Source organism: Halorubrum rutilum (genome assembly GCF_042665015.1).
Lineage (GTDB): Archaea > Halobacteriota > Halobacteria > Halobacteriales > Haloferacaceae > Halorubrum > Halorubrum rutilum.
Genome location: NZ_JBHTBL010000002.1, coordinates 166,021 through 185,230 on the forward strand (window position 1 = coordinate 166,021; position 19,210 = coordinate 185,230).

At 61.9% G+C, this 19,210-nt stretch carries 21 protein-coding genes and 1 pseudogene; 11 read left to right on the forward strand and 11 right to left on the reverse strand.

Annotated elements, in window-relative coordinates; translation table 11 throughout:
• The first annotated feature begins 32 nt into the window (after positions 1-32).
• The gene (locus tag ACFQMF_RS03640) at positions 33-224 is read left to right on the forward strand and encodes a hypothetical protein (RefSeq protein WP_256407655.1); all 192 of its coding nucleotides are present in this window, start codon (positions 33-35) and stop codon (positions 222-224) included.
• Here the strand turns inward: ACFQMF_RS03640 and ACFQMF_RS03645 are convergent.
• Positions 205-891 (reverse strand): hypothetical protein, encoded by a 687-nt coding sequence (locus ACFQMF_RS03645; protein WP_256407654.1) that lies wholly within the window; start codon positions 889-891, stop codon positions 205-207. The genes ACFQMF_RS03640 and ACFQMF_RS03645 overlap by 20 nt on opposite strands.
• Positions 892-1,062: 171 nt before the next feature.
• Here ACFQMF_RS03645 and ACFQMF_RS03650 point away from each other — a divergent pair, with 171 nt between their 5' ends.
• A complete protein-coding gene (locus tag ACFQMF_RS03650; RefSeq protein ID WP_256407653.1) occupies positions 1,063-1,278 on the forward strand; it encodes a DUF7472 family protein in 216 nt (71 codons plus the stop codon).
• A 13-nt stretch (positions 1,279-1,291) separates the two neighbouring features.
• Here the strand turns inward: ACFQMF_RS03650 and ACFQMF_RS03655 are convergent, their stop codons facing one another.
• The 4 genes from ACFQMF_RS03655 to ACFQMF_RS03670 are packed head-to-tail and all read right to left on the reverse strand — an operon-like array spanning position 1,292 to position 5,020.
• Entirely contained in the window at positions 1,292-2,551 is a 1,260-nt protein-coding gene (locus tag ACFQMF_RS03655) for a DNA primase (protein ID WP_256407652.1), read from the reverse strand.
• Positions 2,552-2,605: 54 nt separating this feature from the next.
• Positions 2,606-3,142: a DUF5518 domain-containing protein gene (locus ACFQMF_RS03660; protein WP_256407651.1), complete on the reverse strand. Its 537-nt coding sequence runs from the start codon at positions 3,140-3,142 to the stop codon at positions 2,606-2,608.
• Positions 3,143-3,149: 7 nt separating this feature from the next.
• Complete coding sequence (locus tag ACFQMF_RS03665) at positions 3,150-3,827, reverse strand: HVO_2922 family protein (RefSeq protein ID WP_256407650.1); 678 nt, start codon at positions 3,825-3,827, stop codon at positions 3,150-3,152.
• A gap of 50 nt (positions 3,828-3,877) precedes the next feature.
• Positions 3,878-5,020 (reverse strand): FAD binding domain-containing protein, encoded by a 1,143-nt coding sequence (locus ACFQMF_RS03670; RefSeq protein ID WP_256407649.1) that lies wholly within the window; start codon positions 5,018-5,020, stop codon positions 3,878-3,880.
• A 273-nt stretch (positions 5,021-5,293) separates the two neighbouring features.
• Between ACFQMF_RS03670 and ACFQMF_RS03675 the strand changes: the two genes are divergently transcribed.
• The 3 genes from ACFQMF_RS03675 to ACFQMF_RS03685 all read left to right on the forward strand — a co-directional run bounded on the left by ACFQMF_RS03675 (position 5,294) and on the right by ACFQMF_RS03685 (position 7,515).
• Positions 5,294-6,271: a bile acid:sodium symporter family protein gene (locus ACFQMF_RS03675; RefSeq protein ID WP_256407648.1), complete on the forward strand. Its 978-nt coding sequence runs from the start codon at positions 5,294-5,296 to the stop codon at positions 6,269-6,271.
• A gap of 180 nt (positions 6,272-6,451) precedes the next feature.
• Positions 6,452-6,670, forward strand: coding sequence for a hypothetical protein (locus tag ACFQMF_RS03680; RefSeq protein ID WP_379791578.1), 219 nt, complete (start codon positions 6,452-6,454; stop codon positions 6,668-6,670).
• A 41-nt stretch (positions 6,671-6,711) separates the two neighbouring features.
• The gene (locus ACFQMF_RS03685; protein WP_256407647.1) at positions 6,712-7,515 is read left to right on the forward strand and encodes an alpha/beta fold hydrolase; all 804 of its coding nucleotides are present in this window, start codon (positions 6,712-6,714) and stop codon (positions 7,513-7,515) included.
• A gap of 25 nt (positions 7,516-7,540) precedes the next feature.
• Here the strand turns inward: ACFQMF_RS03685 and ACFQMF_RS03690 are convergent, their stop codons facing one another.
• Complete coding sequence (locus ACFQMF_RS03690) at positions 7,541-8,353, reverse strand: M14 family metallopeptidase (RefSeq protein ID WP_256407646.1); 813 nt, start codon at positions 8,351-8,353, stop codon at positions 7,541-7,543.
• 134 nt (positions 8,354-8,487) lie between these two features.
• Between ACFQMF_RS03690 and ACFQMF_RS03695 the strand changes: the two genes are divergently transcribed.
• The 3 genes from ACFQMF_RS03695 to ACFQMF_RS03705 all read left to right on the forward strand — a co-directional run bounded on the left by ACFQMF_RS03695 (position 8,488) and on the right by ACFQMF_RS03705 (position 11,275).
• Positions 8,488-9,195: an N-acyl homoserine lactonase family protein gene (locus tag ACFQMF_RS03695; protein ID WP_256407645.1), complete on the forward strand. Its 708-nt coding sequence runs from the start codon at positions 8,488-8,490 to the stop codon at positions 9,193-9,195.
• A 78-nt stretch (positions 9,196-9,273) separates the two neighbouring features.
• A complete protein-coding gene (glnA2, locus tag ACFQMF_RS03700) occupies positions 9,274-10,626 on the forward strand; it encodes a gamma-glutamylputrescine synthetase (RefSeq protein WP_256407644.1) in 1,353 nt (450 codons plus the stop codon).
• A 178-nt stretch (positions 10,627-10,804) separates the two neighbouring features.
• Positions 10,805-11,275 carry a hypothetical protein gene (locus ACFQMF_RS03705; protein WP_256407643.1) on the forward strand — a complete coding sequence of 157 codons (471 nt, stop codon included), beginning with the start codon at positions 10,805-10,807 and terminating at the stop codon, positions 11,273-11,275.
• Positions 11,276-11,592: 317 nt separating this feature from the next.
• On the opposite strand, the pseudogene ACFQMF_RS03710 reads toward ACFQMF_RS03705, so the two are convergent.
• From ACFQMF_RS03710 to ACFQMF_RS03725, 4 genes and pseudogenes are all read right to left on the reverse strand, one after another.
• Positions 11,593-12,191, reverse strand: a pseudogene (locus ACFQMF_RS03710) (IS6 family transposase).
• The gene (locus ACFQMF_RS03715; RefSeq protein WP_256407642.1) at positions 12,184-12,348 is read right to left on the reverse strand and encodes a DUF1931 domain-containing protein; all 165 of its coding nucleotides are present in this window, start codon (positions 12,346-12,348) and stop codon (positions 12,184-12,186) included. Before ACFQMF_RS03715 ends, ACFQMF_RS03710 begins: the two are co-directional and overlap by 8 nt.
• 449 nt (positions 12,349-12,797) lie before the next feature.
• On the reverse strand, positions 12,798-13,424 hold the full coding sequence (rdfA, locus tag ACFQMF_RS03720; RefSeq protein WP_256407641.1) for a rod-determining factor RdfA: 627 nt from the start codon (positions 13,422-13,424) through the stop codon (positions 12,798-12,800).
• A gap of 364 nt (positions 13,425-13,788) precedes the next feature.
• Positions 13,789-15,717, reverse strand: coding sequence for an archaea-specific SMC-related protein (locus ACFQMF_RS03725; protein WP_256407640.1), 1,929 nt, complete (start codon positions 15,715-15,717; stop codon positions 13,789-13,791).
• Between the two features lie 317 nt (positions 15,718-16,034).
• On the opposite strand from ACFQMF_RS03725, the gene ACFQMF_RS03730 reads away from it, so the two are divergent.
• From ACFQMF_RS03730 to ACFQMF_RS03740, 3 genes are read left to right on the forward strand one after another with little or no spacing between them, the layout of a single operon-like run.
• Positions 16,035-16,883, forward strand: a complete 849-nt coding sequence (locus ACFQMF_RS03730; RefSeq protein ID WP_256407639.1) for a fumarylacetoacetate hydrolase family protein — start codon at positions 16,035-16,037, stop codon at positions 16,881-16,883.
• Positions 16,884-16,903: 20 nt separating this feature from the next.
• A complete protein-coding gene (locus ACFQMF_RS03735) occupies positions 16,904-17,692 on the forward strand; it encodes an SDR family NAD(P)-dependent oxidoreductase (protein ID WP_256407638.1) in 789 nt (262 codons plus the stop codon).
• A 46-nt stretch (positions 17,693-17,738) separates the two neighbouring features.
• Positions 17,739-18,764, forward strand: a complete 1,026-nt coding sequence (locus ACFQMF_RS03740; RefSeq protein ID WP_256407637.1) for an aldo/keto reductase — start codon at positions 17,739-17,741, stop codon at positions 18,762-18,764.
• A gap of 26 nt (positions 18,765-18,790) precedes the next feature.
• Here the strand turns inward: ACFQMF_RS03740 and ACFQMF_RS03745 are convergent, their stop codons facing one another.
• Positions 18,791-19,135, reverse strand: a complete 345-nt coding sequence (locus tag ACFQMF_RS03745; protein ID WP_256407636.1) for an L-rhamnose mutarotase — start codon at positions 19,133-19,135, stop codon at positions 18,791-18,793.
• Between the last annotated feature and the right edge of the window lie 75 nt (positions 19,136-19,210).

The following is a 19,210-nucleotide window of genomic DNA, read 5'->3' on the forward strand; positions in this document are numbered from 1 at the left end:
GGCTTAAGTTCCGCGGCCTCCCCGGTGTCGGCATGCGAATCGTCGACGGCGACAAGGTCGAGTGCGACCGCTGCGAGTCGGTGCTCCCCATCGGAGACGCCTCGCTGCTCGAAAAGGAGACGAACCGCGACTACGAGCGGGTGCTGTGCGAGGCGTGTCTCGGCGCCGTCGGCGTCCCGAAGGGGTACACGCTGCGGCGCGACATCAGTCACCTCGCCGGGTGAGCCGCGAGGCCGGGAAGGCGTACCGCTCGCAGTCGGCCACGCCCCGCCCCGGACGGACCGCGTCGGCGTACACGGCCTCGACGACGGGCTCGTGCGCGCCGTAGGCGGCGTTCGTGGCGTACTCGTCGACGGCCCGGTCCTCCTCGGTCCGGTAGGCGTCGGCCCGCTCGGTCGTGACCGCGACGACGACGAGCCGCTCGTCGCTCTCGCGGTCGCGGACGACCTCGCCCGGCTCGAACGCGTGCCGGTCACAGAGGTGGGACCCCGGGTCGTCGAGCGGGACGAACGTCTCCGCGCCGCAGACCGCGCAGGCGCCGACGCGCTCGTCCGGAGCCGGGACCGACCCGGCGGTCACCTCCATCGCGACGCGCCGGAGGTGTTTACACCGGAGGCCGCGGATGGCGTGATCGGGGCAGGTGCAGGTGCCGGCGTCGAGCGCGGCGACGTAGGTGCCGCCGTCCGTCTCGACGACGTACCGGCGGTCGCGGAGCGGCCGCACCGTCATCTCCTCCGCGGCGGCGCGGGCCGATCGCTCGTCCACGTCGCTCTCGGCGTGGGTCTCGGCGTCGCGCTCGGTCTCGGAGTCGGCACGGCTCTCGGCACCGCTTTCGATATCGACGCCCGAGTCGGTGGCCGTTGACGCGGGTGGGTTTCTGAGGTGCGTCATGGGTGACCGCGAGGGCGGCCCTCGCTTCGCGCCGAGATAGGTCCCGCGAACGGTTAAATTCGCCGCCGAGCGGGGCCGAACGACGAATCTCTGGGGATCGGTCGCCGGAGCGACTCCGACCCGGCCGCCCTCATCGAAGTCCTTTTTTAGCGGCGACGGAAAACCGCGGGCATGGAAATCGACGCGGAGCTCCGTCGGCAGATCGCGGTCTCGCTGCTGGCGGCCGCCGTTTTCGTCGTCGGGCTGGTCGGGATCGGGGTCACCTTCGGCGGGTCGTCCGAGCTTCCGGAGTCCGGCGCGATCGCGCTCGTCGGGCTGCTGGCCGGGTTCGTCCTCCTGATGGCGCTCGTCGGCGCGTACCTCATCCGCGCGAACGACGGGGAGTGAGCCGGCGGCTCGGTCACTCCGCTCCGTCCGTGGTCGCGGTCCCGCTCGACTCCGCGGCCCCCCCTGACTCAGGGGTTCCGCCCGCCTCCGCGGACTCGTGCCCTTCCCTCTCGTCCCCTTCCTTCTCGTCGCCGTCTCTCTCCCCGTCGCCGTCCTCGCGGTCCCGCCAGTCGGCGACCTCGTCGGCGGCCGCGACCCGCTTCTCGTAGTACGCGAGCGGGTCGGCGGCGACCTGCATGTGGTCCTCCTCGTTGTGGCAGATCCCGTAGTTCGCCAGCGTCTCGCAGGTCGGCGGCGGGTACTGCGTCCCGCGGTCGTCCTTCAAATACTCCGTCTGGTAGCGGATTCCCTCCGCGTCGAGGCTCGTGTCGGCGCAGAACGCCACCACCTCGTCGGGCGTCATCCCGATCCCGACGAGGAACGCCATCAGCGCGAACGACTCCGGCGGCGAGAGGTCCGCGCCGCGCTCGGCCTTCTCGATCAGGTTCGTCATGCAGGGCGGGAACAGCTCGGGGGCGACGACGTCTATCGGCCCCGCGTAGCTCCGCTCGGAGAGCAGGCGCTTGAGGTCGGCGACGCCCTCCTCCAACTCCGCGGCGATCCCCTCGCCGGCCGCCAGCTCGAACGGGAGCCCCTCGCGCACCCGCTCCTCGACCGCGGCCTCCAGCGCGTCCAGCAGCTCCCCGCGGGAGACCCGCACCGCCCCGTCGGCGAGCGCGCGGTTGACGAGCCGCCACGACTCCCCCCACGACGGCGACGTGAGCCGGAGGTACGGGCCGACGTCGATCCGGTAGTGCGCGGGGTCGCGGCCGGGGGCGCCGGCGTCGGGGGCCGACGCCGATCGGGACGACTCCGGGCGGACGGCGTCGGCGAGGTCGAACTCGGCGAGCACGTCGTCGAGAGCGACGGTCGGCGTCGGCACCGACCGCAGCTCGTCGTCGGTCGCGAGGTCGCCGCGGATCCGGTCGACGGCGGTCGCGGCCTCCGCGGCGGCGTACTTCTCGATGGCGGGCTCGGAGTCGAGCAGCGAGACGAGGATCCGCGCGATCGGGTACGACAGCAGCTCCGCCTGCACGTCGTAGTCCGACTCCCCGGGGAACTCGCCGCTCTCGGACTCGACCGTCCCGTCCATGAGGGCGCGCTCGACGCGCTCGCGGCCCCGCTCGACGGCCGGCGCGTCGGCCGCGACGAGCTCCGGGAGCGACACCGCGGCGTCGGCGACGGCCTCGCGGGCGGCCGCGAAGAACGGGTACTTGGCGTCGAGCGCGTCCATGTCCGACCCGAGGTAGCGACGGGCGTCGAATAAGCGGTGCGGTCCGCGGCCGCGCTACAGCTCCCCGCGGAGGTAATGACCGAGGTAGCCGCCGATCACGCCCGAGCCGAGGGTGTAGGCGGCGCCGAGTCCGACGACGAGCAGCGCGAGCACCCCGAACTCCGCCGGTGCCCCGGCGAACCCGAACAGGAAGAGGACGAAGGCGACGACCGCGAGGAACGGGAGCGTCATCACGGCGCCGGCGACCGCGCCCGTCTTGAGCGCGTCGCCCGACGTGCCGCCGCAGAGGTAGCCGGCGAGCGCGCCGCCGAGCACGGTGGCGAAGGGGACGAACGACAGCACCGAGCCGGCGACCCCGCCCGCCAGCCCGTAGAGGACGATATCGCTCAGGTCCGCGGGCGCGTCGTCGCCGGGCGAGAGGAGCCCGTCCGAGTCGTCGTTCGGGGCGTCCCGGTCGGCGGGAGGGTCCGACCTCGCGTTGCCGCCGGCGGCGGTGTCTGAGCGTGTGCCCCGGTCGGCGGCGGTGTCCGCGTCGCCGCCGGCGAGGGGCTCCGCTCCCGCGTCGTCGGTGGAGGAGTCGTCGGGGACCACGACCGGCTCACTCCTCGTCGTCCTCGCCCGGCCCGTCGCCGTCGAGCTCGTCGACGGCCGCGCCCGGCGCGTTCGACTTCACGCTGTTGAGCCCCTGCTTCGCCTTCTGTTTCGAGGCGTACCCCTGTCCGCCGTCGGCGATGACGTTGCCGTTCTCGTGGCGGAGCCGCCAGCGGTGCTCGTCGGCCTTGTCCCGGAACAGCTCGAACGTCGCGCTGCTCCCGCCCTCCTCGGGCGGCTCCTCGTCGCGGCTCTCGTCGACCACGTGCGCGCCCGGCGCGTTCCGCTGGACGCTCTCGATCCCCGACCGCGCGTCGCGCTTGTCCGCGTACCCCTCGCCGCCGTCGGCGATGATGTTCCCGTTGTCGTGGACGAGCCGCCAGCGCCACTGGCCGGCGTTGTCGGCGTACAGCTCGAAGGTCGCCTTGCTCGCGGCGGCGTCGGCGTCGACCGCGCCCTCCGCCTCGTCGAACTCGACCTCCACCTCGAAGTGGACGGTGCCGTCCTCGCGTTCCAGTTCGACCTCGACCTCGGACTCGGCGGCGGGGTCGACCGTCACCGTCCCGGCGTCGTCGACCGGGACCGGCTCCCCGCGACCCAGCGCCCGCGCGATGCGGCGGAAGTAGGTAGCCAGCGCCTGTCGACTCCGAGACCCCTTCGACTCGTGGATCGTTTCTTCGGGCATACGTGTCTCACCTCACGGGCGGCACACAAAACGCTATGGCCGGCCCCCGGTCAGGCCAAATTCAGTCGCACGTCACCCATCTGTTTCCCACGGGCGACGAGGGAGGCGCCGTGCTCGGTGCGTGTTTTACTCCACGCGGTGAGCGCGTCGGCGACCGATCCGCGGGACGCAAGAGCGTCGGCCAGCGCGGTCGCATCGCCAGCCGCCTTCGCCGTCCCGGCTGCCGTGTGCGGGCGGGCAACGAACGCGGCGTCACCGAGCAGACACGCCCGATCCGCGACCATCGCCGGCACCGTTAGGTCGTAAATCGCCTGGACGAAGAGGTCCGGGGTCGCGCTGACGAGCGTCTCGAATGCTGGCGGAAGTGTCGCCGCGCGCTCACGCTGTCGGTGACGAACCGGATCGCGCAATCGACCCGGTGAGACAGAGAACCGGCGTTCGGTACCGCTCGTGTCCGTAAATATCGCACCCCGATCCCGCCCGTCGAGCGTGTCGTACCACACCCAGTTGAGTCGACGCGACCCCGGCTCGGTCTCACCGTCCGGGCCGGGGATGAAGTACGCGAGAACGAGCTGGTCGGTTCCTTGGTAAAACGTGAAGGTCCCGTCGAAGGCCTCACCGCACGCAGCCGGGAGCGCCGCTTCGTCGACGACGCCACGCCACGCGACGTACGACGCGAACTCTGGTTCCACGTTGGGGTGAAGCCGAGCGCGCGTCGTCGACTGGCCGCCCTCGGCAGCGACGACCACATCGGCCGTCCGTTCCGTGCCGTCGCCGATCGTCACGGTGGCCGTCTCGGGCGTCACGGCCGTGACTGCGGTTCCTGTGCGGTACCGCTCGTCGGGGAAGGCGTCACGGAGCCGTCGGTAGAGCGCGTCCCACGAGGTGAACACCATCGTCTCGGACACGGCGCGTTTGACATCACCGTTCTCCGCGAGAAACCGGCGTTCGTGAGACCGCGTCGTAATCGCCTCCGGGTCAACGATACCGTGCTCGCTGAGAAACCGTCGGATGTTCTGTTGGGCGACGATCCCGCCGCCGCGGCTCTCTAACGCTCCCGCTGATCGCTCGTAGATCGTTGGACGGTGACCCGCCCGTGCGAGTGCGAGACCGGTAAAGAGTCCGCCCATCGACCCGCCAGAAATGAGAACATCAAGCCCGGAAACGGACTGACGCGACTGTTCCGTGGACATACGGATCCATTCCCGCGTGACGGGTGAAAGCCTGCGGATCCGCCGACGTGGCGCGACTCTCTGCGGCGAGCACGGAACGATCGAGAGATGTCGTCAGCAGCCGCAGGGGGGACCGAGCGCCCGAACGCGTTGCTGGCGACCGCCCTCGGTGTCCGACCGGCGAGACGCGGCTCGGCGTCGCCGGTGCGGTCGGCGATCGCGTTGACCGAGAGCTGCCCCGCAATACTGCCAGGAAACGAAGCTTTTCTCTTCACGAGCTAGCGCGATATCCGTATGGGCGTTGCTGATGGAATTTCGCGGGCGGCACGGATCGCGAGCAAGTACTTCGTCGTCTGGGTGATCGCGGCGGCGGGTCTGGCACTCGTCTCCCCGACGACGTTCGTTCCGGTGCTCGACTACGTCAACCCCCTGCTCGGGATCATCATGCTCGGGATGGGGCTGACCCTCCAGCCCGCAGACTTCCAGCGGCTCGTCGAACGGCCCGTCGATGTCGGCATCGGTGCGATCACGCAGTGGCTCGCGATGCCGCTAGCGGCGTACGCGCTCTACCTTCTCTTCGACCTGCCCGAGGCTGTCGGCGTCGGACTGATTCTCGTCGGCGCCGCGCCCGGCGGGACGGCGTCGAACGTGATGACGTACCTCGGCCGCGGCGATGTCGCCCTCTCCGTCGCGATCACGACGGTGACGACGCTCGCGGCCCCCATCGTGATGCCCGCGTGGACGCTGTTCATCCTCGGGGAGGCCATCGACGTGACGTTCATGGAGATGTTCACGAGCATCGTCCAGATCGTCATCATTCCGGTCGTGTTCGGCTTTGGAGTTCGGTACGCCCTCGACCGCTACTCGCCGACGGCCGCAGAGATCGGCGTCGACGTCTTCCCCGTGATCAGCGTTGCCGCCATCGTCGCCATCGTCGCGGGCGTCGTCGGGGCGAACGTCGACAACATCCTCACGGCGGGCGCGCTCGTGCTGGCCGCAGTCGTTCTCCACAACGGCATCGGCCTCGGCGCGGGGTACGGCGTCGGCCGTGCGTTCGGCATGACCACGGACCGGGTGCGGACGACCACGTTCGAGGTCGGTCTCCAGAACAGTGGGCTTGCGGTGGCGCTCGCGGCGTCGCTGTTTGACCCGGCGGCCGCCCTCATTCCGGCGCTGTTCAGCGTCTGGCACAACGTCAGCGGTCCCGCGCTCGCGAGCTACTTCACGTGGAGCGACGACCGGGCCACGAGCGGCCCCGTCGCAGCGGACTGACCGCTGCCGGCGCCCGAGCGCTTGATTGCTCGTCTCACGTGTAGATGAGCGCCGTGCGTTGCCACCGATCGGTCAGTGGTCGTAAACGTCGAGTACCTCGAACGCGCGACTCAGGGAGGGAGCGTCAGTATCCGACTCCCCGAGCAGAGGGACTAATCACGTCCGGGGAGTAGTTCCGGTATGCCCGCATCCATCCTCTCGGATAAATTGGACACGAACGATCTGTGGGCAGTAGGCGGCGTGCTAACCGCCTTCGGCGGTGCCCTCACAGTTATATTGGGTCTCGTCCGGGACGAAACCGCGGTCGTGATGGCCGGATCGGCTGCAATGTTGACATCGGCGTCAGTTCTCCTCCTCGTTACCGTAACCACACGAGCTCAAGGAGACGCCGCCGGGTGACCCGTCACAACGACTAACAGCGATCACACATATTCCCGCGTATGCCAACTGAGTCGGTCAACGGGGCCGAACTGTACTACGAATCGAGCGGGGACGGAGTACCGGTTGTGTTTCTCCACGGCGTACTGATGAGCAGCCGCTTCTTCGACGAACAGCAGCCGCTCGCGGAGGAGTACCGGACGGTCACACTCGATTTTCGGGGCCACGGTCGCTCTGAAAAGACCGAAACGGGCCATACACTCCCGCAGTATGCTCGCGACCTAGAGGCGTTACTTGACGCTCGGGGCCTCGCTGATATCGTCCTTGTCGGGTGGTCGATGGGATCGCTTGTGGCGTGGGAATACGTCCGCCAGTTTGGGACGGACCGATTCCGGGGGTTCGTGAGCGTCGAACAACAGCCACTCGATCTCGAACAAGCGGGGTACGATCACGGTGTGTTCGACTTCGACGAGCTCCGGGGCCTCATGGAGCTCGCACAGACGGACCCACACGAGCTGGCGCGGTCGTTGATCGAGCAGATGCTGGTGGACGAACCGGCCGCCGTCGAACAGCGCCTCTTCGATGAGATAACGCGGGTGCCACCGTCAATCACGAGCGCGATTCTGTTTGACCAATCAGTGCGGGATTACCGGAAGACGGTCCCTGCGGTGGATGTCCCCACTCTCGTGTGTCTCGGTGAAGACGAAACGATGCTAGAGAACGCTGGCGTCGAGTATGTCGGCGAGAGGACGCCCGATGCCGAGGTGAAACGGTTCCCCAACAGCGGTCACTGCCCGTTCCTCGAAGCGCCCGAAGCGTTCAATGAGGCCGTCTCGTCGTTCATCACGAACCGCTGCCATCCGTAGCGCCCTCAGTTCAGTGAATTCCAGTTCACGAGGACGCGTCACCGAGTTTGCCAAGCCGGATAGAGCGGTAGCCGAGAAGGACGTCGTGGCCGGTTGCAGACAGAAGAACCGGCCAGAACTCCTCATCTGCAACCAACTCTTCACCAGCGGTTGTCGTCGCGAACACGTTTCCCGCCGCGACCCGCTCAAAGTTATCGACATGCACGCGATACGTCTGATCAGTCGCTTTGTGAATCGCGTCTTGGACGAGATAGTGGGTTGTCGGTGTCGAGGGGACCTCACCCGGAAGGACATCCATCACTCTGAGAAACGCAAGCAGACATTCGTACGCGTTTTCAGCGGCAGTGTCTGAGCCCTGATACCCCGCTTCGACGTTCACAAACCTGGGGAGATTGACGCTTCGACCGTCGACGACACCGGAGAAATCGGCAGCGTGAGCGAGCGGCAGCGCCTCCATAATCGTCGCCTTCAGCGGGGTCGGGTCAGCAAGCGTGCCAAACGGCTCGGCGAACGAGACTGTCGAGTGGAATCCGAGCGTCACACAGCCGGCGATCTCCTCGAGAAGGTCGGCTGCGAGCTGCTCTTCGTGAACGTCACTGTCTGCTGTTCCGGGGAACGATCGGTTGAGGTCCGCGTCAACGTATCGGGTCCCGGCTGCGAGCGCTCGTTCGTTCGCGATGATGAGTTTGACTGGCCGTCGGATTGTCTCGACAAACGCGGACGTGAGAAAGCGCTCGATCGCACGGGCGCCACACGGTTCGTCGCCGTGAATCGCGCCGACGACCGCAACCGGCGGCGTGTCAGTCGTCTCCCACGTACCGAGCACCTCAACGCGCATCACGTCGCTCCATGAGGGTCCCGTCCGAAATACGCTGTCCCGGAGCGGCGTTCACCACGGTATTTCTTACCCTCGTGGCTCGAGTTCGAGGTATGGTTCCAGAGGTTACCCCCCTTTGCTGTGGTTCATTGACGATGGATGCGGACGTGTTAGTGGCCGGCGAGTCCGGAACCATTGAGGCGCCATCAACGGTGTCTCTCATCGAGGCAGAGGAGACGGTCCTCGTCGATACGAGTTTCGGGGAGCCCGCGTTGATGGCTGAGAGACATCCCGAATTCCGCTGTCACAGAACCGCTGATCAGGAGCTTGAGGCGGTGCTCGCTGCAGAAGGGGTATCACCGGGTGCGGTCGACAGTATCGTGTTCTCCCATCTCGATTGGGATCACTGCTACAACCTGTCACTGTTCGATGCGGACACGACGCTGTACGTCCAACGCGAGGAACTCGGATACGCAGTTGCCCCGTACCCACCCCATGCAGTACGGTACGATGCACCGTCGGCAGGCCACGAGCCGCCGTGGTCGACAGCTGACCTGACGGCACTCAACGGTGAAACGACCATCTGTGACGGGGTCGTCGCATTCCCGACACCGGGCCACACCGTCGGCCACCAGTCGGTGGCCGTCGAAACGCGTACCGGCACCACGGTCATCGCGGCCGATGCCGTCCCAACGTTCGCAAATGTCGCCCTCGACGCAGCGACCCCGCAACGGCCCGGGATCGCCATGGACGAAATTGCGTGGTGGGAGAGCGCGACAGAAGTACTCGAACGTGGCGATCGGATTCTCCCCGGACACGAGTGGGAGATTCTCGACGCTGCGCCCGCCGGCCTGTGCGACTGACGGTCTCACGTCACCGGTCGACACGCGAATTTGCCGGTACAAGCCGTGTTTATCCTGTTTCACTAACCGTATGTGGATATGACAGACGCGGACGAAGTTCGGCATCGTGTCGATACGAACAGTATCGATCTCGTGCGGATCGTCTTCGTCAATAACAGCGGTGTGCCACGGGGACGCGTCGTAGACGCCGAGACGCTTCCGGACGTCCTCGAAGCCGGGACGAACGTCACACAGGCGATGCAGTCGTTCAACGCACTCGACCGGCTCGCACCCGACGGCCGGTACGGACCGGCCGGCGAGGTGCGCGTTGTCCCAGATCCGGAGACGTTCACCGAACTGCCCTACGATGACCGGGCAGGGATTATGCTCGCTGACCTGCACGATCTCGATGGGAACCCGTGGGCGGCCGGCCCACGAGCACAGCTCCGTGAGTACCTCTCCGAACTCAAAGCAGACGGGTATGTCCCGGAGCTCTCATTCGAGAGCGAATTCTACTATACGCGTGAGACGACGGACGGCGAAACGGTTCCCCTCGACGAGACGACGTGTTTCTCAACGGACGGAATGCGAAGCGCTCACGACCTGATTCTGGAGACTGTCGACGCACTGAAAGCACAGGGGATGGGACTCGCTGCGTACTACCCCGAGTACGGCCCCGGCCAACAGGAACTCGTCGTGGATCATGATACGGGCGTCACAGCGGCCGACAACCAGATCCTGTACAAAGAAACCGTGAAAGCCGTCGCGGAGGCGCACGATGTCGGAGCCACGTTCCGTCCACATCCGTTCCCCGAGCTTCCCGGCACCGGCTGTCATATCCATCTCTCGGTGTGGCAGGACGACGAGAACGTGTTGTACGATCCGGACGCGGACGGCCGATACCCATTGAGCGAACGGGGACGGCACTTCGTGGGCGGCTTACTCGACCACGCGCCGGCGCTCGTGGCGTTGACCGCCCCGACGGTCGAATCCTACGACCGACTGGCCCCGGGCATGTGGGCGTCAGCGTACACCTGCTGGGGGCATGACAACCGGGAGGCGATGGTTCGAATTCCCTCCGTCAACACGGACAACCCCGAGGCTGCGACCCGTATCGAGTTCAAGCCCTCTGATAACACGAACAACCCGTATCTCGCCCAGCTTGGCCTTCTAGCGGCCGGATTCGACGGCATCGAACGCGAACTCGATCCCGGACAGCCGCTCAACGCGGATCCGGAGACGGTTGCCGAGGATGAGCTCGCCGACCGGAACATTTCACGGCTCCCGACCTCGCTGGAAGAGGCCCTCGATGCGTTCGAAACCAACGAGGTGTTAGCAGAGGCGTTGGGCGACGCGTTACACCAGTCGTATCTCGAAGTCAAACGAAGCGAGTGGGACCAATCCATCGAAGATGGAGAACAACGGACGGGGTACCTAGCCCGGGGATTCTGAATCGGTTCCCGGAGCTTGAATTCGGGAGGCCGCACTCGGACCGCACCGGTCGTCGACGTCGGCAGCGCTGTCAGTAACCCCCTGGTTTGGGGAGGATTGGCGGGGCCCTCAGAGAGGGTTAGCGGAGGCCAAACCGATTGGTAAAGTGGGTTCAGAGCGTTACAGACGACTGATCGCAATGGGCGTTCGGGCGGCGAAAGTCCTCGTGGGACTGCTTGTTGAACCACACGAGCTCGGTCACGCGATCCCGGCGGCGATAGCTGGGCTGTCCCCGAAGATAACCATCCTTCCCGCGTGGGATGGAGCGACCCCGTTGGGTCAATTCGACGCCAGCGTGACCGCGTCGACCTCGCCGACTGTGATCCGGCTATGTGCGCTAGCACCGTTGCCGTTGTATCTCGGTGTCGCAACCGTGCTAGGAACGGTCCTGCCGGCCGAATCACCGCTTGCGATGGTACTGTTTCCGGCGGTCGCGTTCTGGGCCACGCCCTCGAGCGGTGATATCGCGGTGGCAACGAACCCAGCGGCGGTCCGTGAGGCGGGCCGGTTTCGGGCCCCGATACAGCGGTGGCAACCACCGACGTCTCTGGTGCTGATCCCCGTGGTGACGGTCGTCGTCGCCGCGCTGTTTTTCACTGATATCGTGTGAGGACGGCCGCGTGACCGCTCAGTACGGAACGGGAACGCCCAGGATACAGTACGTGGACGGTGTGTGATCAGCAATGGGGAGGTTCCGATGCGCGAGCCAATCGAACACACATTATGCCGAGTACACACACTGAGACAGGGGTCGATCCGGATGTGTTGAGTGGGCGGTTGCCCGCGGCGCCGGGACGCTGGGAGCGAAGCGACGAGCCCGGCGGAATCGTCGAGTACCGACTACCCAGCGACGTCTCGTCTTGTACAGCAGCAAAGCTGGCCGTGCGTCCACATACTAAGTAATGCAGCGGGCCGTCTCGATAGTGTTCAGACAAGCTGATTCCATGCGAAGCTGAACGATCTGAGCCACTCGTTAGCAGTTCTGCTTCGGCGTTGCTAAAACAGTTTGAGAAACTAGTATTTTCACGTTTCATCCTATAAAAGACACGTTCGTCGCTGTTCCGATTTCCGTGTTTTTCGTATCTGAAATCGAGGCCATGTTTGTCACAGGCTCGGTGAAGTGGAACCGCACCACCAACGAGAAAGATTGCGTCATCCACATCGTGTTTGCCGCGGAGTTCCGAGAAAAACTGATCTGCGATCACGTTTTTTGTCGGTTCAAGCTTTGTGTGGAGCAAATCGTCTGAGTCGATCGAGGGCGGCATACAGCCGATACTGTTTACCGTCCAGTTGAATCGCGGTCTCACCAACCGCCACGTGATTCGAGTTTCGGCCAGTTTCCGGCTGTAGATCGGCTTTGTGAACCCGGTTGTGAACGGTCGATCGAACCCGATTAACACCAACACCTCAAGAAAGAATACAGTATTCGAAAGCGAGAGTTCAGCTAAATAAAGCTGAATACTGAGCTTCATCGACAGCCGCGGTATTGCAGTGACGGGTCTACTGTCATACCTCAGCCTACAGATCGCGAGGCTGTACCGTCTTCCGGTCGTTGGCCTGAGTCCGCTCTGTGGCGTCGTTGAGCAGTTCGGCGACCTCCTCATCGAGGGCGTCGTAGAGATCCGCCGAAACGTTGTGCTCCGAGAATCCGTTCTTCGTGACTTGATTTAATAATTTAGTCAAACATTCTATCTTGAAATCATATTACTTATCCATATTTAATTCATACACACAAGATTGGTTCAAAATCTACGATCAAATCTGGTTCAATATTTCGTTGAGCATGATTTTCGGCTCCAAGGACCCGTTCTACACAGTCCCCATTGCATTAGTCGATAGCCGGCAGGAACCACCCATTAACTAAAATTTCCTTTGTCGCCCTGCTATCCTTCGATCGTCATGCACCTGCAGTCGTCAAGCCGTGATACAGGTTTCGATGCGGGTGTTAACATTAACGCGTCCGGATGATTAGTGAGAAAGTTAATATAAATAATAGCTTGTAAAGTAATATAACCAGCGTTGCGAGACCGATAATAGCAGAATGTAATAATATTTACCATCTAACACTTGAGGATAACAGGAGCATATTTCGTGGGTAACGGCGACCGTCTCGACCCTCCGTGCTTTTCGATTCAGCTGTTGTCGGTCGAATCGGGCTTGACAGTGCAGTCACAGCCGCCTCGTCGAAGGAGTTCACTGACCGTCGTGTCAGTCCCGCAATTTGGGCAGACGGCGCGGACATCGACGAGCACGTCGTAGTCGCCGCAGTCGAGCTCCTCTGCGTTCGCAAGCGATGAGATGGCCGATTCCGTGACAGCTGAGACCCGACCCTGCAGTTTTTCAATTGTATCGATTTTCCGATCGATCATCTCCTCGTCCGCCGCTGGCAGGCTCGCCCCGCGCACCTCTGTGAGGTACGTGTAGACTGCTTGGTGCGTGACGAAGTCGCCGGTCAGCTTGTCGACATCAATACCCTCGCGTTTGAGACGGCGGCGGGCTCGAGTCGCCGACGATTTCGATCCGTTGCGGAGGGCCTTGTACATGCTCGATACCTCAACGGACAGCGGTGAGGCGTCGATGTCGCGGAGTGCCGCTTCCAATACAGCCTCGTTGAACTCATCTGCGAGATCCCGAAGACTCGTCCGTTCGCCGGCCTCACCGGTCCACGCGTCCTCTAGGGTTGAGCCGATATCGTCGAGATCGTACTCGCGAATCACCCGTGCTACCTTTGTGTTTGGCCCGCTCGTTTCGGTGGTCATACCTAGGTTTCGACCTACACCGTGACAAAGATTTGTGTGCCGATCTGTTGGGTGCAGCGAGTGTGGAGGTCCGAACTGATCTCTATTCCTGCTCACATACCTCCTCTAACGAAACGTCGAAGCAGAACAACGGTATCTATCAATTAAAGGCAACTAACGCTATTCCAATTTTTATAGACCTCCAGCTAATAATAATTTCAATTAAACTAGAACGCTGGACGAACTCGCCGGATCTGCGACGAGGAAACTCACGTGAGCTAGGCGGTAAGACGACACGAACGACTCAGGAAAATTGGGCGGGAAGTATGAGCCAATCAGGGGGAAGAAGTGCTGCTCCCGAGTCAAGATATTCGATCAACGACGGTCAATCGATAGCCTCGATATACGCGTAGTCGTCTGGGAGGGCAGCGGCATCTTCCGGAAGGAGTGCAGTGACAAGGTAGTTGGCGTGGGTTTGGAAGTAATCGATAATGCGTGCGATACGGTCTGAATCGATAGCCTCCAGCGAGTCGAGCAGGATGAACGGGATCACCTCATAAACGTCGTGGACGAGGTATCCCGCAAGCGCGAACACGAGCCCTGTCACCTCGCGCTCACTCTCTGAGAGGTGATCTACAGTGTCCTCGTAGGCCGTTCCGTCCGGCGACGATCGGACGATATGCAAGCTAAACTGTGTTTGCGTAACCTTGCGGCGGCCCTCACGGACCTCGGTTTCATGACGCTCGATCCATATTCGATCGAGGTTTTCATATTCCAGAATGTCGAGGACGGTTTCCATGTGATCGTTGAACTGCTTCACAGCGTTTTCCTTGATGCGATCGACCCGGGTCCGCAGCTCGGTCAACTGCTCGGCGAGTTCCTCGCGCTCCGCCTTCAGTTCCTCGCGTCGCTCGATCGCGGCTTCCCGCTCGTCAATCTCGGTGTCGAGTTCGTCGATGTCGTCCTCGAGCCGCTCGATTCGGAGCTCGATCTCGTTCGCCTCACGGTGGAGTTCCAACGTCTCATCGTAGGCATCGACATCGACCGCTTCAGCTTCCGCCTCTAGTTCCTTGATCTCTTCACGTTTTGATTCGACTTGGTCTTCCAAGTCTGCGATCCGCGACTCGGTTGACTCGATTTCCGTCTCAACTGAATCGAGCTGTTGTTTAGCGTGTTCGATTTCACGCCTTGCCTGTTGAATTGATGACTGCTTGTCGGTGAGTTCCTCGATCTCCTCACGGATCTCGGTGCGTTCATCCAGCTTCTCGGAGCGAAGCTCTCGCAGTCGGTCAAGTGTCGCCTCAATCTGGTCAGTTTCAACATTCGACCCGCAGGTCCAACAAACTGTCTGGTCACTTCCAGTCAGCGAATCAGTCGGAGTGCTGCTATGTCTCTCCTCATCGATATCGATCTCTGAATCCTCTATCATATCCTCGTTAAATCCGATGACGCTCCCAAGTTCGTTGATATCGTCGTCGAGGGATCGTTTCCGGCGGCGTAGTTCATCGATACGACCCGCAAGTCGGTCCGGGGTCTCGTCAGGCTCTTCTTTTGTTTCGACTGTCTCTTGGAGCTCTTCACGTTCCGCCTTCAGCTCTGAGAGCGTCGAACGCTCGGTCTCAAGGTCGAATTCAAGATCCGCGAGATCGGAGCGCGCGTCACGGACACGTTGGAATGCCTCTTCGAGTTCTTGTTTGCGTGTCCGACTCTCTTCAATGCCGGTATCAAGCTCGTCGAGTTCTTCCCGGATCGTCTCTCGTCTCTCTTTTGCTGCTTTGAGTTCCTCTACTTTTTCGCGGCGATTCGCTTCGAGGTCAGAGAGATCACGTTCAAGACTATCTAATTCCTCAATTTGAGACTCCAGCTCGTCGCGTTCATTTTTACATTGGCGAATTTCTGCGTCGATCGAGTCGGTATCAATCGGACGCATTATGATTTCACGGAGATCATCGCCGCGTGCCACTGCTTGGCGTGCCTCGTTGCCCTCCAATAAGAACGCAAACAGGTCCGCCAGTTCCGGATCGTCAAGGTACGGATCCCCGCTAAATGTAACGGAGTTCCCCTCGCGTTCCAGTGTTCGCGTGTACGTTTCGTTGTCGAATTCGAGCGTTACCTCACCATTCTGAGCGTCGCCTTTCAGCGAGCTCTGTCGACTGCCCAGCCCGGCCATTAGCGCCTGTAAGAACGAAGTCCGGTTGGTCGCATTGCGTCCCGTCAAAATTGAGACGCCCTCAGGGAGGGTCACCGAGGCTTCGTTGATCCCACCGATGTTCCGAACATCGATGTGGACAACGGGTTTTGAGATCTGAGACATTGATATTATAAGTACGATGTTCGAAGAGTTAAATCTACCTTTCAGACATACAGTCGTGTTTAGACAGGGTTACCGCATGTGAAGCTGAATGGCCCATTCTAATTGTAAAATTTTGATTCAGTATTGAAAAGTCTGTAAAACAACGCGGATCCTTCATATCGGACGGAAGAGCCAGTGATTCTCAGTATATTAAATATAAAATTCTTACCATCACAGTATCGTCATCTACTTATCAATAAAATAGTATTGAAACCTGCGAGATTTATGATATCAAATGAACATAACAGTTAGGTGGAAGCGCTCAACAAATATCGGTGATGCAGTTCGTCAGATACACGACTAGGGGTTCACCAGCGTGGGGTATCCGTCGTAACGAGGGGATTATCCCACTGGCGGGACTTCGAGAGGAAATCACGTATCAACAGTTGACCGACAGCGGTTTCCTTCGAGTTGTCAAAGATGCCGCCGATGCGGCGGCCGGACAAGCGATTCCCGTGTCGAAAGCGAACCTGCTCGCCCCGGTTCCACGGCCTGGCAAGATCATCTGTGTGGGACTGAACTACTATGACCACGCAGAAGAACAGGACGAGGAGATACCCGAACAGCCCCTTCTGTTCGGAAAGTCAGGAACCGCAGTCACCAACCCCGGGGACCCGATCATCCACCCCGCCGAACTCGACGAGGTCGACTTCGAAGTCGAGCTCGGTGTAGTTATCGGCCAGACCGCAAAGGATGTCTCAACAGCTGATGCGCGTGACTACATCGCGGGGTATACCGCGATCAATGATGTGAGCGGACGGGACGCACAGTTCGACGACGGACAGTTCTTCCGTGGGAAAAGTTACGACACCTTCGCACCGATGGGACCAACACTTGTCCCCGATGACCGGCTCGACCCAGATGATCTAGATGTGGTCTGCCGCCTCAACGGCAAGACGATGCAGTCGTCGAACACCGAGGAGTTCATCTTCGGCGTTGAGGAGGTTGTCTCCTACATCAGCGGGATTACCACGCTCCGCCCGGGCGACGTTATTTCGACGGGGACCCCTGGCGGAGTCGGTATCTTCCGCGACCCGCCGGAGCTGCTCGAACCGGGTGATTCGGTCGACGTCGAAATCGAAGATATCGGGACACTAACAAATCCCGTTGTCGCCGAGCGAGACTAGCGGTCAAGAAACCACTAACTATGTCCAAAGATCGACACGCTGATCGGACGGTCGTCGTTACCGGCGCGGCGAGTGGTATCGGACGCGGCATCGCACGACGATTCGGCGATGAGGGCGCGAACGTCGTCGTAGCCGATATCCAGCGGGAGCCGAAGCAGGGAGCCCGATACGATAGTGATGTGACAACTCCGACAGACGTCGTCATTACCGAGGAGACCTCTGGAGAGGCCACGTACGTCGAGACCGATGTCAGCGATGCCGACAGCGTCGCCGCGATGGTCGAGAAAGCGGTCGAAACGTACAGTGGTATCGATGTCCTCGTCAACAACGCCGGCATCCAGATCGCGGGAGACTCCCAGTCGACTTCGGTCCAAGAGTGGCAGCGGTCTATCGACATCGACCTAAGCGGAGCGTTCTACTGCGCAAAGTTCGCGGTCCCACATCTCGTCGAGCGTCAGGGACAGATCATCAATATTGGTTCCGTGCGGGGCTTCGAAGGCGGCGGCGGACCGCCCTACGCAGCGGCCAAAGGTGGTGTCGTCAACATGACCCGGGACCTAGCGATAGAATTGGGTGAGGACGGCGTTCGAGTCAACTGCATCAATCCCGGATACATCGAAACACCGCTGCAGGACATCAACACCGACGAGGACGTCGCCAAAGCAGAGGAACACACGCTTTTGCCTCGATTCGGGAAACCAAGTGATATCGGCGACGCCGCGGTGTTTCTCGCCAGTGATGAGGCGGCGTTCATCACCGGTGCGAACCTCGCGGTCGACGGTGGCTGGCTCGCACACAGCGGGCTCTAACTGTTCAGCGAAACAATTTTACAGCAACGTTCGAACCGATTGCACGATGGACTATCGACAGCTTGGCAGTACGGGGACTCGTGTCTCGGAACTCTGTCTCGGGACGTGGCGTTTCGGGAAGGAGACAAACGGCGTGGTCGAAACCGGACGGGAGGAAGCCCACGAACTACTAGATGCGGCCTGGGATCGTGGTGTCAATTTCATCGACACCGCGAACGTCTACGGCTCACCGCACGGAACCAGCGAGGAGTACATCGGGGAGTGGCTCGAGGGCCACGACCGAACGGACTTCGTTATTGCATCGAAGGTGTACTTCCCATTCGACGGCTGGGGCGAGCCGGGTCCGAACGACTCCGGACTGGGTCGCAAGCACATCCGCGCACAGGTCGAAGGGACGTTGGACCGCCTCGGGACGGACTACCTGGACTTGTACTACATTCACCGCTGGGATGAGAACAGCGATATCAAGGAGACCCTACGGACGCTGAACGATCTCGTGCGCGAGGGGAAGGTACACTACCTCGGTGCCTCCACGATGGCGGCCTGGCAGCTGACTAAGGCCCTTTGGAAGTCTGACGCGGAGGGTCTCGAACGATTCGAGGTAACACAACCGCTGCACCACGCCGGCTACTACGATGACGTGAAAGAGTACCTGGACGTCTGTGCAGACCAGGACATCGCGGTCTGTCCGTACTCCCCGCTCTCGGGTGGCTTCCTCACCGGAAAGTACGAACGCGCTGATCCGGACGATCCGGAAGCGGTCAAAGCTCCCGACGGTGCCCGTGGGAGCTTCGATGATTTCTTCGACGACTACTACCTCTCGGAGCGAGGCTGGCACGTGCTCGACGAAATCCAGACCATCGCGACGGAGGTCGACGCCACGCCCGCACAGGTATCCCTCCGCTGGCTGATGGATTGGGACGAGATTACCTGTATCCCTATCGTTGGGGCCCGCACGGTCGACCAACTCGACGAGAACGTCGCTGCGACCGATATCGACCTCTCGGACGCGCAGTGGGACCGCATTATGGACGCGCGGTACGATCCGGACGGGAACCTTTGGGGACACTGAGGGGCAGCGTCGCGGTCCGTCAAGTCTCACTCAGTATCGGGCTCAAACCGCCAGATCCGGTCCATGAACGGGATGCCGTCTTTGGGATCGGCATCGGCATCGACACCTGACTGTTTGAATTGGCCGGTGTACCGCTCCCAATCGGCGACAGCCTCGTCACCGTCAACGGCTTCCAGATAGGCCTCGATATCCGGACACTCTAGGATACAGACCGCGATATCATCGCGGACGTACAGTTCGAACGCTTCGACTCCCCCTCGTTCCATTGCGTCAGTCACTCCCTCGGGAACATCGTCGTGGGCGTCGACGTACGCCTCGCGCTGGTCGGGAGCAAGTCGCTGGACGTAGACGGCGCGTTCAGTCTCTGCCATACCCTGATTACTCAGAGTGAGTAAATCAGCGTTACGGGACCGGCGGCGGTGGGTATTAGTAACCTGCACCCGACG